The organism is Anabaena sp. CCY 9613, from assembly GCF_963920895.1.
Lineage (GTDB): Bacteria > Cyanobacteriota > Cyanobacteriia > Cyanobacteriales > Nostocaceae > Cyanocohniella.
The window spans coordinates 275,053-289,292 of sequence record NZ_CAWUDE010000003.1 but is presented as its reverse complement, the minus strand read 5'-3'; the positions used below and the strand labels follow the sequence as shown (position 1 = coordinate 289,292).

Genomic DNA, 14,240 nt, shown 5'->3' with positions numbered 1-14,240 from the left:
GAGCTAAGTTTTTACTGAGCCGTAGGGTGTGCCACCCAGCTACCAACCAGCTACCAAAGAGTTAATTTAAAAAAATCTCCCTGAGGGGGGATGAAACCAAGATTGGTGTACGATATTTACTCTATCCCACAACTCCTGGGAGTGATGAAGGAGAGAAAATAAATTATTTCGGATCAAAGTTACTCCCACAGCCACATTCGTCCGCTGCCTTTCTTGTAATGGATATAGCAGTGACTGAAACTGTAATGCCCCTTAATTTAGTATGACTCTTTAGAAAGAGATAGCCCATTAGAACCAGCCCCTATGCAATTAAGAGATTCTCTACGCCGAACAAAAATTGTTGCTACGATTGGTCCCGCTACTAGCAGCCCAGAAACCCTTAAGGCAATTATTGAAGCGGGTGCAACGACACTGCGGCTAAACTTCTCCCACGGTACTCATGCCGACCATCAGCGTAGTATTCGCTTAATTCGGCAAACCGCCTTTGAACTAAATCAGCCAGTGGCAATTCTCCAAGATTTGCAAGGGCCAAAAATTCGCTTGGGTCGGTTTGAAAATGGGTCTATAGTTTTAGCGAAAGGCGATCGCTTCACCTTGACAAATCGCCCAGTTATCGGGTCACAAGAAATTAGCTGTGTAACCTACGATTATTTGGCTGATGAAGTCCCAGTAGGTGCCAAAATCCTCCTCGACGATGGGCGAGTAGAAATGGTGGTGGAGGAAATTAACCGTGATAAAGGCGATTTACATTGCCGCGTCACGGTACCAGGTAAGTTATCTAATAACAAGGGTGTCAACTTTCCCGGTGTTTACCTGTCGATTAAAGCCATGACCGACAAAGACCGAGAGGATCTGATGTTTGGTCTAGATCAAGGCGTAGACTGGGTAGCACTTTCCTTTGTCCGCAACCCCCAGGACATGATCGAAATTAAAGAGCTAATTTCTAGCACCGGCAAACAGGTACCAGTCATTGCCAAAATTGAAAAGCATGAAGCCATTGAACAAATGGAAGAAGTTCTGGCTTTATGTGATGGCGTGATGGTTGCTAGAGGTGACTTGGGTGTGGAACTACCTGCTGAGGATGTCCCTGTACTGCAAAAGCGGCTAATTGCCACAGCAAACCGCATGGGGATTCCTATCATCACCGCTACCCAGATGCTAGACAGCATGGTGAGCAATCCTCGTCCCACTCGTGCAGAAGTGTCAGACGTAGCCAACGCAATTTTAGATGGCACAGATGCCGTGATGCTTTCTAATGAAACGGCTGTGGGTAACTACCCGGTGGAAGCAGTGGCGACAATGGCACGAATTGCCGAACGCATGGAACAAGAAGAAGTAGATCATCCAGCAGTACGCCCACACAGAGATGATAGACGTTCTATTCCTAATGCCATTAGTCAAGCCGTCGGGCAAATTGCGGAACAACTGGGCGCAGCAGCAATTATGACTCTGACACAAACAGGGGCAACAGCTCGTAATGTTTCTAAGTTCCGTCCCCACACACCTATTTTGGCGGTGACACCCCATGTGAATGTGGCCCGCCAGTTACAGATGGTCTGGGGAGTAAAGCCGTTGTTGGTGCTAGGGCTACCTTCTACTGGACAGACATTTCAAGCTGCTATCAATGTGGCTCAAGAGCATAACTTTTTGTTCGAGGGTGATTTGGTAGTCATGACCGCCGGTACACTCCAAGGTGTCTCTGGTTCCACGGATTTGGTGAAGGTTGAAGTAGTGACAGCCGTACTCGGTCAGGGTATTGGTTTGGGGCAAGGTTCAGTAAGTGGTCGTGCTAGAGTGGCTCACACTGGCATGGATGTGAGTAATTTTCACCCTGGTGAAATTTTAGTAGCACCCCGCACTGATGCCGATTTTGTCGAGGCGATTCGTAAAGCTGGCGGGATTATTACTGAAGATGAAAGTCTTACAAGTCACGCGGCGGTTATTGCGTTGCGTCTCGGTGTACCCGTGATTGTGGGTGTGAAAACAGCAACAAAAGTAATTCGTGATGGGGCAATTTTGACGCTGGATCTGCAACGGGGTTTAGTTTACTCTGGGGCGGTGGGAACTCCGTAATTCGTAATATTTTCTAGCGGAAACGCTGCGCGAACGTAATTATGGATGTTTTAGTAAGTAGTTATTGGGGTTGGGTTTCAAATTTTACTTTCTCGTAAATCTGGCGATGGGGAATTTGGCTGTTGGCGGCAGCTAAGGTTAAAATTCCATCTTCATCGTCAGATTCTTTAAATAGCCAGTTACCTTCTGGAGTTTTGCTGAATTGCTCAACATGAAGTTGATATTGGTCAATTAAGATATATTCTTGAAATTCAGGAATGGAACGGTAATAAGTAAATTTATCTCCTCTATCTCTACTACTAGTAGATTTAGAAAGCACCTCAAAAATAATGCTGGGATTTAGCACTGTGTCTGTGCGTCCTTCTTGGAAGATGGCTTCATCTTTGATGATGAGAATATCAGGATATGTGTATTCTCGGTATCGAGGAATCCATAGGCGGAGGTCGCTCAAGAATACTTCATAAGGCTGTTCTTGCAAGCTTAATTCTAGAAGTCTACTCAGGTTGCGGATAATTCGGTTGTGATTAATTGAGCCTCCAGCCATTGGTACAATTTCCCCATTTCGGTATTCGCTGCGATACTCGGCAGCTTCTTCATGTGCAAGGTATTCTTCTATAGAATATTGGCGGGGGGGAGTTTGCACAACCATAGAATTTATTAGTGAAGGCATGAGGAAGATAACTTTAGCCTAACATTCATAAATAGCGTGATAAAACTTCGGCGGTAGCTAGTCCGGTTTTTTCCCAACTAAATTGTTTTGCTCGATTTATACCTTGGGTGGAAAGGTGCGATCGCAGCTCTAAATCTCCAGCTATCATCTGCATAGCGTCGGTAATTTCTGCGGTGTTATGGGGATTAATTAAAATTGCTGCATCACCAGCCACTTCGGGAAGAGAAGAAACATTAGAAGTAATTACTGGTGTTCCACAAGCCATTGCTTCGAGAACCGGGAAACCAAAGCCTTCCCACAGACTAGGAAAAACTAGAGCGATCGCACCATAAATAATTTTGGGCAATTCGCTGTAAGGTACATAATTAAGGAACTTCACTTGATGAGTTATCCCCAATTCTGCCACCTGTGTCTGTAAAGCTGGTGTATGACGCGGATCAATGGGGCCTGCTAACCATAGTTGGTATTCATCATGATTTGAGAGTCTAGCAAAAGCTGCAATTAGCCGATGTAGGTTCTTATAAGGGTCATGTCGGCCCACGTAGAGAAAATAACGCTGGCTATGTGACCATTTTTCTTTAAAGGGGCGAAAATGCAGGCGATCGTAAGCTAGGAGAATGGGGGTAATTTTGCTAGCGGGAATTTGGTAAAAGTCGATGATGTCTTGCGCTGTGGCTTGGGAATTGCAGACAATGTGTTGCGCTTGTTCCAAGACTTGGGGAATATAGTAGCGGTGGTATGGTATTAACGGCGAAAAGCGTTTAGGAAAGCGTAATGGTATTAAGTCGTGAGACATGACAACAAAACGGCAGTTACTATTAAGAGGCGCTTCCGGTAGAGGCGAAAATAACAGCCGGGATTTCAGTTGTTTGTAGATTTGTGGTAGTTGCAACTGTGTCCAAATTAAGCGCCGTAAATGTCCTTTTGTACCTTGAGCCGGAGTTAGATTATTGGGGACTGGATAGCATTTAAATCCAGAGCTATTTTGCGCTGTTAATAAAGTAGGTTCAAGAGATTTTAAATAAGGAAAAATATTGTTGGCATAGTTACTGATGCCTGTTGGTTGTGATAAGAGAATGGATAAGTTAATAATTAATTGATGAGAGTCAAAATCATTTGATATTTTCATTAAATAATACTTCTATAAGCCTTTAATGTTTCTTTTGCCGTTCTTGACCAGGAAAATAATTTTGCTCTTTCTCTGCCTTTATTAATCAAATCTTGACGTAAATGAGCATCACTAATTACTTGCAAAATCGCCTCAGCTAATTGCATGGGGTCATTGGGGTCAATTAGTATGGCTGCATCGCCTGTCACTTCTGGAATTGACGATGTATTCGCTGTAACAACTGGTGCGCCTAAAGTCATTGCTTCTAGTACAGGTAGACCGAAGCCTTCATAATGAGAAGGATAAACAAAAACATCAGCTTTTGAGTAAAATAATGCGACTAATTCATTAGGTAAGTAGTCAAGATGATGAATTTGCTTTTTCCAAGGCGAATTTTCTATAGCTGTAAATATCAGTTCGTAATTCCATCCTTTTTTACCAATCAATATTAAATCATGCTCAATGTTATATTTTTGTTTTAAGAAATTAAAGGCTGTAATAATAGAATTAATATTTTTCCGAGGTTCTATGGTGCTGACAAAAAGTAAATATGGTTTAGTAAAATTAAAATTACTTTGATATTCTAGTTTTTCCCATGTTTTTGTAGATAAATCATCTACATGGTAACGACTAGCTAGAGGAGTAACATATATTTTTTCTGGTTCTACTTGCAAATATTCAACAATATCTTTTTTAGAGCTTTCGGAAATTGTTAACACTAAATCGGTCCATTGTAGACAGCGCTTGACTCTTTCTGTATAAGTTTTGACAACTGAATCTATATAGTGAGGATATTTAATAAAAGTCAAGTCATATATATTCATCACCTTCAAGCTATGATTACAAGGATAAACTGAATAATTAGTCCCATGTAATATATTTGGTGAACCTAAATATTTTTCAAAATAAGATAAACTAGGTTGCCAAGATAAAGCTAATAATAAATCTGATATTCTTACAGGTAGAGGTAGGACATGTTTATGAGAATACTGTTTTAAAGAATCAGGAAAACTCAAGTTTCTTTGCAACCAATTTTTTAAGCCTGGTTGATAGACGATTCCTAACTGAAAGTTTTCATCTGTTTGTAGTGCATCGAGGGCATATATTAAGTTAGCAACATAAAAGCCAACCCCACTTGGTTTTGGATCTATGGGGGTGGCATCAACTACAATTTTTAACATCAGCAAGTTTAAGTTCCAGCGTTGCTTAATTTCTTGAGGTCATAATCAACCATTAATTCAACCATTTGCTCAAAAGAATGTTGAGGTTGCCAACCTAAATCAGTTTTAATTTTATCAATAGAACCAACTAACTGTACTGGTTCATCAGGACGGTAAAATGCCGGGTCTACTAAAACATAATCTTGCCAATTTAGACCAACACAGTTGAAAGCACACTCCACAAGTTCTTTGACCGAGTGAGTTTCGCCACTAGCAATAATGTAATCATCTGGTTGCTCTTGCTGCAACATCATCCACATAGCATAAACAGCATCTTTGGCGTAGCACCAATCACGACGAGCATCTAAATTACCTAATTTTAATTCATTTGCCAAACCGAGTTTGATTTGGGCGGCTGCGTGGGTAATTTTGCGAAAGACAAATTCTATACCACGTCGGGGAGATTCGTGAGTGTAGGTAATACCGCAGCAACCGTAAAGATTATACTTTTGGCGATAGTTGACAGTCATCCAGTGGGCGTAAGCTTTAGCAACACCATAGGGGTTACGTGGACGAAAGGCGGTGCGTTCAGTTTGTGGTGATTCGTCAGGTTGACCAAAAACTTCACTACTAGAGGCTTGGTAAAATTTAGCATCCGGTTTGCAGCGACGGATTGATTCTAAAAGACGGGAAACACCAAGGGCTGTGTATTCGGCGGTGAGGGCTGGTTGAGTCCAAGATAGGGGGACGTAGCTTTGAGACGCGAGGTTATAGATTTCATCAGGTTGCGAGTCTGCAATTACGTCCATTAAGGAACATTGATCTAGCAAGTCACCGGGGACAATTTGAATACCGGAAAGGTGACTAATACGTTCTAGGTTACTGGTGCTAGAACGACGGACTAATCCGTATACTTGGTAACCTTTTGTTAAAAGAAGTTCAGCAAGATAAGAACCATCTTGTCCGGTTAGTCCGGTGATTAGGGCTTTTTTTTGTGTCATCGGCTATTTAATATTGAATATTTTGGGGCTACGAGTTCTAATGTGGGAGCATAAGGGCGGTAGCGATTACTAACCAAAAGCATCATGTCCGCGATCGCACCATGAGCGCCAATATAGAAGTCTGTTAAAGGTGATCTTCTAGTTCCCCTTTTTGGCGATATTGGTAGTCATTTTTACTGTTGCTTTACCTCGCATCCTTTCTACTAGATTTTGAGCAGAAGTGAAATTATCTTTAACTTTTCTTAAATAAACAACGTCTCCAATAACTTCAAACTCTACTTCTGTGTTGAGTATAAGTCCTAGTTTTTTCCGTATTTCTACAAAAGTCAGAGTTAATTTTCTGGCAATTTAGAGACACCAGCCGACAGTTTACCCGAATCTGACAAGGATTGGTTGTCGGCATTTATAGGAATTTCGTAGATAGTGGTTTTTCCTTCAGCCAATAACTTGGGTTGCAAATAAAGATTTTCTAACAAGACTGCTACACCAGCTACCCAAGGCGGGACAATCACAGCGCCGATAATTCCTAAAACTTGTGTTCCTCCTAGCACAGCTAAAAGTTGATACAACGGACGAACTCGTACTGAAGAACCGACTAATAACGGGTCAAGCACATAAGTTTCCAAGTTCTGAATCAAGACAAATAACAGCAATACCCACAAAAAAGTCAATCCACCTTGAGGAATAGCCACAATTAAAGCCGGGACTGCACCTAATACTGGGCCGACAAAGGGAATTAAATTCGTAAAACCAGCAATTACGCCCAACGCTAAGGCAAACTCTGATAATCCTAAAATCCGTAAACCCACTGTAATCACAACACCTAAAATAGCCGAAACCAATACTCGACCTTGAATGTAACCTCCCATGCGGCGGGAAATGGGTGTTACTTGGGCGGCTAGGCGTTCATCCCAAGGTTGGGGAAATAGTCTGACTAAACCTTGAATTAAGTTTTTACTCCCAGCCACCATATAGGCGGACATCACCAAAGCTAAAACCAGGTTAACTACCCCGCCAATAAAGCCGCGAGTAAAGCCGAAAGAACGCACAACTAGCTGCTGACTAGAACGAAATAACCAATTAGTCAGCGATTGAATATCAAAGAATTGCTCTATTGACTCTACTTGAGTAATTCCCATTCGCAAAGCTAAGTTTTCCGCCGCTATCCACAAATTATCTAAATAAATCGGCAATCTACTGGCTAATCGCTGAATTTGCTCAGAAACAGATGGGCCAATAATCAAACCTGCACCAATTAATCCGGCAATTAAGCTAATGTACACCACAATTACGCCCAGCCAACGAGGAATCCGTAATTTTTCGGCTGCGTTGACCAGGGGTGCGATCGCAGCTGCCAACACTACCGCAATCATTAAAGTTACTAATAAACTCCGTAATTGCCACAGGATAATTACCAAAAATAAGGTGGCAAGAATTAGCAACAAATCAGATAAGGAAATAGCTTGACGCTTTTCAGACATATGAAGGGATTGAGTACTGGGCAATGGGGATTGGGAAGATGAGGAAGATGAGGAAAAAAACCTGCACCCTACTCCCCACTCCCTACTCCCTAATTATTAGTAGATTTTGCTTCTAAATTTTCTAAGCGGCTTTTTAGTTCTTGGTTTTGTTGTTTGAGTTGATCGAGTTCTTCTCGTAACTGACGTAGGGCATTGTCTGTACCTACATTCTTTTGTACCTTGGTAATTTCTTCTTCAGCATAGCGACGGACACGGCCATCTGGTGTTTGATCAGCAAGCGATCGCAAAATCCTGATGGCTTTGGGGGTTTCCATTTGTCCCAAGGCTATAACTACGGCTACTTGGGTTAAAAAGAAAGTTTCTTTGGCTAGTTCTGCTAATTTGTCTAAAATTCGTTCGACGTTTGCTTGACTTTGACTTACAGAAATTTTGCCTAATGCCCGGATTGTCGCTAAACGCAACGGTTGTGGTGTACCAATTTGGCTATATTCTAGCAACAGATTGACAGCATCTTCTGAGGTTTTGAGTTCAGCTAAACCACCAACTGCACCACTACGGACTACTTCATTCCAACCGGCTTTTTCTTCTAAAACGGATTGCAGTAGCTTAACAACTTTTTCTTCTTTGGGTTTTTCGTTCAAGTTAGCAGATGCGATTGATCCAATAGCACGACAAGCAGCGGCTTCTACGTAGTAACTGGAATCACCATTTTTCACCAAGTCTTTTACGGCCTTGTAGCTTTCATGAGTCTTGATTTGCGCCAGTGCTTCTACTACAGCACGTCGCACAAAAGCATTTTGGTCTTGCAAACCAGTAACTAACCCATCAAAGGCTTGATTCAACTTGATGTCTGCTAGTTGTTTGGCTACTTCAACTTGTACACCCCAAAATGAATCATTTTTCAGTGCAGCCGATAATGCTTTGGTAGCTTCTAATCCACCTTTTTTAGCTAAAGCTTGGGCTGCATAGATGCGAGAAATGGGGTCTGGGTCAAATTCTAACTGTGCTTTTAATTCGGGAACTGGATATTCTAAAGTCACAGTTTTCAGGAAATGATTACCTACATCAAAGCTGATAAATTGGGGCTTTTCGGTCAAGGGGAAGTAAAAGCTTTGTTCGCGTTCATGTACCCGCACAGTGAAAGTTTGTAGTTGTGCAGATTCACCCTTTGGGGAGTAGCCAAAAGCAATGGGGATTTTCAGGTCAAATAAATCTTTACTATCATTGTTTTTTGCTTGAGTTTGAGTGACTGTCACTTTCGCTAAATTAGCCTCTCCATCCCAAGAGTAAGCTACTTTAAAGTCGGGATGACCGCCACGATAAACGTACTGATCGAAGAGGAAAGCCAAATTACGCCCCGTTGCTTTTTCAATTGCCCGGAGTAAGTCTATTGTTTCTACAGTTTTATGAGCATTATCCTGGACAAAGGTTTGTATTGCCTGCCAAAACAATTCTTCTCCTAATTCCGCCCGGATCATGTGATACACACAAGACCCTTTTTCGTAGATATGGCGGTCATATAGTTCGATGGCTTCTCGGTAAACATGGGTTACCATTGGTCGGCGGTAACGGCTGCTGTCTTCGCTGAGGTAACTTCTAGCTTCTAATAACCGATAGTATGCAGCATCTTGATCGCCATATTCCTGTTCTGTCCACATCACCTCAGAATAGGAAGCCATGCCTTCTTTGATCCAAGCATGAGACCAATGTTTAATTACTAGTAAATCACCAAACCACTGGTGTGCTAATTCGTGGACGACTAAACTTTCTGTGCCACGGTTATCTAAGGTGGCGCGTTCATCTAGCAAACATCGATCTGTTAACAGTGTTGTAGAAGTATTTTCCATCCCCCCAAAAATGAAGTCATCCACACAAACTTGAGCGTATTTGGGGAAAGCATAGGGATAACCATACTTCTCGCTTAAAAACTCCATCATGCGGGGAGTTTTGCCCATACTACGTTTAGCATCTTCTTTTCTGTTTTTTTCTACGTAGTAGGTGACGGGTTTACCTTGCCATTCATCACGGATTTCAGCAAAGTCACCCACTGCTAGGGTCATCAAATAAGTGGGATGAATTTGCTGTTGTGACCAATGGTAGATTTTGTAATCGCCATCTTTTTTAGTATCGATTAATTCACCGTTGGAAATAGCTACCAAGTGTTTAGGAACACGGACGCGAATTTCCGAAGTAGACAATTGGCCTGGGTAATCAAAGCAGGGAAACCAGAAACGAGAGTCTTCGTCTTCGCCTTGAGTCCAAACTTGGGTGGGTTTGTTGGGGTAGTGCTTGTCTGGTTGAATAAAATAAATACCACGTTGGGGCTTTTCTACTGAGTAGGCGATCGCCATCAACAAATGCTGGCCAATCTGCGTTGGTTGAGAAAGTTGAATCAAAAGCTGTTCGCCGTTGTAGTCAAAATTCTGCGTTACCTCGTCTACCGTGACAGACTCAATGTTCAGATTCACAGCATCCAAAGTCAAACGGTCAATACCATTGCGGATGGGCAATAGGCGAATACTGCAAGTACCGTGGTAACTTTGGCGAGGAATATCCAAATTGAGATCGAGAAAAATATGCTCTACTTGTCCAGGGCGATCGGGATTGTAGTGAGGTTTTGCACCTGGTAACTCAAAAGATTTGTGTTTGTTATTCTCTGTATCAAAATAAAGCTGAGACATGGATGCTTACTGACCTTTTAATCTTGAAGAGTCTGGCTAGATGTATTCCCAAAAATTAAGCTATCTGGTTGATTGTCCCCATGAAAAAGGCTATTTGGAGATAAAAATTTCTGGCTGCGGTAGGGAAAGAAAACTATATTTATTCTTTCCGTCACGAATTTGTTGTGCTGATGTTGTGTGCCTTTTGATCATGGGGTAAAAATTTTCTTACATCTGGTTCAATTCCTATTGAGTACAAATACTCCTAAGTCTTCCTATAGTTTAGGATAGCTTGCCACTATCAATCAGAATAGCTGGAAAAGAGGAAGCAGGGGTGTAGGGTGTAGGGTTCAGGGTAAACAGGGCAGACAAAAACAGAGGTTATTCTCAGTGACCAATGACTAATTGTTAACTTTATCAGTATTTACTGACAAATTCGGGAATATTACTAACAATTCCGAGGATTAAAAAATGACATTTCAACTCACCTCGGTGACAATTTGCATAAAAGAGGACAGTAATAATGCCTGAACGTAAGTCAAATTTATTAATTCCTGCTATTGGTGCGACTGTATTAGTGGCTGGGGGTGTAGCTGCTTATATGTATTTTCAAGGGCCATCTGGAGATAGCTCGGACGCTCTTGGTAGTGCTAAATTAGTACCTTCCACAGCATTGATGGCGACTTATATTACCACTGACCCCCAAGCCTGGGCAAAATTAGATCAATTTGGCACTCCAGAATCACAAAAGCTACTGGCAAAAGGTTTGGAAGATTTTAAACAAGATTTTTTTAGTGCAGGTAACATTTCCTACGAACAAGATATTCAGCCTTGGGTTGGTGGTGTCATGCTGGCTGTGCTACCAGCAAATCCCACCAAACTTGCACAGTCGAGTCAGCCTAATTCTTCGCCACAGAGACAGCCAGAACCAAATATCTTGATGGTGGTAGGGATCAAAGATAAACTTAACGCTTTGAGTTTTGCCAATAAATTAAAAGCACAAAAGGGCGTCAAAGTTCAAGAATCTAATTACAAAGGAGAAACAATTACAGAAACTACGGGAAATAGTAGACCGACATACAGTGCTGTTTTAAACAATAACCACTTAGTAGTAGCTCCAGAAAGGCAATCTGTAGAAAATGCTATTGACACCTTCAAAGGACAGCCATCTTTTGCCAATCAAGAAGGTGCAAATGCGATTCTGACTGCCAATGCAGATGTGCAAAACATTCTCGCCCAAGTTTACATACCAGACTATGCAGGCATGGTACAAAAATTGCTAGCTGCGAATCCCCAATCTAGTCAACTGCCTCCAAAAAGTTTGACACAGTTAAAACAAATAAAATCCGTGGTGGCGCGTGTTGGGGTTGATGATCAAGGCTTGCGGATGAAAGCGATCGCCAACTTAGATCCACAACTGAACAAGTTTGAGTATCAAACAACTCCAGCAAACATAGTCAAACAATTACCCTCAGATACCTTTGCTTTAATTACTGGTAACGGCATCAGCCGTAGTTGGACAACCATAGTAGAAGAATCCCAAGATTATCCAGAATTTAACCAAATATTGCAACAGGTGCGCGGACAACTCAAGTTTGTGAATATTGATCTAGATAAAGATGTGTTCGGGTGGATGGATCAGGAATTTGCCTTTGGTGCGATGCCATCTAATCAAGGTATGTTAGCGAGTTTAGGTTTTGGTGGCGCATTAATATTTCAAACAAGCGATCGCCAAACTGCCACAGCCACCTTGAGTAAATTAGATAACCTTGCTAAAACCCAACAACTTAGTATCAGCAAACGCAATATCGGCGGTAAAGACGTAACAGAATGGCAAATCCCCCGACAAGGCGCTTTACTATCCCACGGTTGGCTAGATCAAAATACCGTATTTTTAGCACTGGGTGGTTCTGTAGCCGAAGCGATCGCCTCTACCAATACTGCCAAACTTGATAGTAGTGACAACTTCAAAGCTGTAACTGGTTCACTGCAAACACCCAATGCTGGCTACTTCTATATAGATGTGGACAAAACTACATCCCTAGTCAATCGCTTTGTAGCCCAAAGACAACCTCTACCATCCCAGGCCAACACAGTCCTGAGTTCCATTCGTGGCCTTGGCGTTACAGTTACCAGTCCTAACAAATCTACAAGTCAATTAGAGATGTTGTTGGCGCTGAAACCGCAGACAGTTAAGTAGGGAGGTGGGGAAGAGACACGGGTGCAGGGTAGAAACTTTCTAAAAGTCCCCCTTTTGAAGGGGAGCCAATGCTTTGGGCGGGTTTCCCGACTTGTAGCAAGTGGCGTGAATTTAGGGGGATCAGATCATTTGTGTGTACACCGTAGCTTATCCCCAGAGGGGGTCTCGAGTTCCCCAGTCCCTACAAAACCCTAGTATCCCGAGATTCCAAAGTCTCAGTCAGCCTATCCAATGCCCCAGTCAGTCTTTCCTGCGCTACTAAATTGGCATCTGGGGGTGCAGTTTCTTCTACAACTTCTTCTTGTCTTTTGAATCTTTGTAAGGCGCGCACGGCTAAGAAAATAATCAAGGCAATGATGATAAAGTCAAGGATAGAGCCGAGAAAACTACCAATTTTGATTCCTGGCCCCACCGTGATTGTTCTCCAGTCTTGCCCTGTGACAGCAACCAAGGGATTGATCAATGGCATAATCACATCTTCTACAAAGGAAGTGACAATCCGACCAAAGGCAGCACCAATAATAACTGCGATCGCCAAGTCCATGACGTTGCCTTGGAGGGCAAATTCTTTAAAATCTCTGAAAAAGCCGTTGGCTCTTCTTCTTGCTCTAGACATACTTGATTATCAAAAATTTTTTTAGTTTTTTTAAACATTACTTAGCTTGTGTCTCCATCAGTTGAGCCGAATTAAGCCAAGTTATCGGAATATTACAAATCTTATAGCCCAAGAAACATCTAACTTTAGCTGGAATACAAAATTTAAATTTTCCCATCAGTTTTGGCAGTCAATGCTATGAAAAAAACTAGAATGCCGTTAAGCAATGTAATTGGCTTCTAGACTAGCTTGCGGTAATTGTGTCATAAGTAAAGAAGGCCGTTAAATGCAAACTGATTTATGACTGCTGCTGTAACCACTGCTCCTGGATTAGCCTCCCGTTTGGTCAATGGCATACTGGCTATTAAACCTTTAGCCAACTTAGCCAAGCATCAAGCTAGACAAATGATGATTAAACGTGCTGAAAGAATTGGCGTTCCTTGGACACAAGAAGTACAAAAATTACAGGCGCGTGATTGGACGCAAGAATTGGCTCAAGTTCAAAATCCGCAAATTTCCTACCCGGAATATTACCTGCGTCCATTCCATGCTTACGAACATGGCGACCTCAGTTGGCAGGCGGCTTTTGAGTTAGAAGTGGCTGCAAATACTGTCCATGCTGGAATTTGGCCGGATGCTGGAGCAAAAGGAGATGCTCAACTGCGTCAAAGTTACCACAATATCCTCACAGCACAAATCCCCCATCCACCACAAGATATTCTAGATTTGGCTTGCGGTGTAGGTTTAAGTACTTTTGCTTTGCAAGAAGTTTATCCTCAATCCCAGATTACAGGTTTAGATTTATCGCCTTACTTTTTAGCGGTTGCCAACTACCGCGCCCAACAGCGTCAAGCTAATATTAATTGGCTTCATGCCGCAGCTGAATCTACTGAGTTACCAGATGCTTCATTTGATTTAGTTTCCATTTTCTTGATGTGCCACGAATTACCCCAGTCAGTCACCCGCAAGATTTTTGCAGAAATGCGGCGTGTGTTGCGTCCGGGTAGTCATTTGGCAATTATGGACATGAATCCTCAATCGGAAATCTACAAGAAAATGCCCCCCTACATTTTGACACTGCTCAAAAGTACAGAACCTTATTTAGATCAATATTTTGCTTTAGATATTGAGCAAGCTTTAGTGGAGGCTGGTTTCCAAGTTCCCACCATCACTAGAAATACCCCTCGTCACCGCACAGTCATCGCTCAAGTGAGTGGCTAATTTATTTTTAATTGTTTGGGCAGCAGCTACACACTGCTGCTTCTTGACTGTTACTATTCAGTGTCAAAGAT

10 protein-coding genes are annotated in these 14,240 nt (G+C 42.2%); 3 read left to right on the top strand and 7 right to left on the bottom strand.

Annotated elements, in window-relative coordinates:
* Window positions 1-303: 303 nt before the first annotated feature.
* Entirely contained in the window at window positions 304-2,073 is a 1,770-nt protein-coding gene (pyk, locus tag ACM0OT_RS05040) for a pyruvate kinase (RefSeq protein ID WP_414563254.1), read from the top strand.
* Between the two features lie 61 nt (window positions 2,074-2,134).
* Here pyk and ACM0OT_RS05035 read toward each other — a convergent pair whose 3' ends face one another.
* The 6 genes from ACM0OT_RS05035 to ACM0OT_RS05010 form a co-directional block, all read right to left on the bottom strand.
* Window positions 2,135-2,722, bottom strand: coding sequence for a Uma2 family endonuclease (locus tag ACM0OT_RS05035; RefSeq protein WP_414563420.1), 588 nt, complete (start codon window positions 2,720-2,722; stop codon window positions 2,135-2,137).
* Between the two features lie 46 nt (window positions 2,723-2,768).
* A complete protein-coding gene (locus tag ACM0OT_RS05030) occupies window positions 2,769-3,872 on the bottom strand; it encodes a glycosyltransferase family 4 protein (RefSeq protein ID WP_414563252.1) in 1,104 nt (367 codons plus the stop codon).
* Window positions 3,872-5,032 (bottom strand): glycosyltransferase family 4 protein, encoded by a 1,161-nt coding sequence (locus tag ACM0OT_RS05025; RefSeq protein WP_414563250.1) that lies wholly within the window; start codon window positions 5,030-5,032, stop codon window positions 3,872-3,874. The genes ACM0OT_RS05030 and ACM0OT_RS05025 overlap by 1 nt, the downstream gene beginning before the upstream one ends.
* Window positions 5,033-5,040: 8 nt before the next feature.
* Window positions 5,041-6,012, bottom strand: coding sequence for a GDP-mannose 4,6-dehydratase (locus ACM0OT_RS05020; RefSeq protein WP_414563248.1), 972 nt, complete (start codon window positions 6,010-6,012; stop codon window positions 5,041-5,043).
* Between the two features lie 332 nt (window positions 6,013-6,344).
* Entirely contained in the window at window positions 6,345-7,493 is a 1,149-nt protein-coding gene (locus ACM0OT_RS05015) for an AI-2E family transporter (protein ID WP_414563246.1), read from the bottom strand.
* Between the two features lie 89 nt (window positions 7,494-7,582).
* A complete protein-coding gene (locus ACM0OT_RS05010; protein ID WP_414563244.1) occupies window positions 7,583-10,174 on the bottom strand; it encodes a DUF3458 domain-containing protein in 2,592 nt (863 codons plus the stop codon).
* Between the two features lie 502 nt (window positions 10,175-10,676).
* On the opposite strand from ACM0OT_RS05010, the gene ACM0OT_RS05005 reads away from it, so the two are divergent.
* Window positions 10,677-12,353: a DUF3352 domain-containing protein gene (locus ACM0OT_RS05005; protein WP_414563242.1), complete on the top strand. Its 1,677-nt coding sequence runs from the start codon at window positions 10,677-10,679 to the stop codon at window positions 12,351-12,353.
* Between the two features lie 181 nt (window positions 12,354-12,534).
* Here ACM0OT_RS05005 and mscL read toward each other — a convergent pair whose 3' ends face one another.
* Window positions 12,535-12,969, bottom strand: a complete 435-nt coding sequence (gene mscL, locus ACM0OT_RS05000) for a large conductance mechanosensitive channel protein MscL (protein ID WP_414563241.1) — start codon at window positions 12,967-12,969, stop codon at window positions 12,535-12,537.
* 279 nt (window positions 12,970-13,248) lie between these two features.
* On the opposite strand from mscL, the gene ACM0OT_RS04995 reads away from it, so the two are divergent.
* On the top strand, window positions 13,249-14,169 hold the full coding sequence (locus tag ACM0OT_RS04995) for a class I SAM-dependent methyltransferase (RefSeq protein ID WP_414563240.1): 921 nt from the start codon (window positions 13,249-13,251) through the stop codon (window positions 14,167-14,169).
* The last annotated feature ends 71 nt before the right edge of the window (window positions 14,170-14,240 follow it).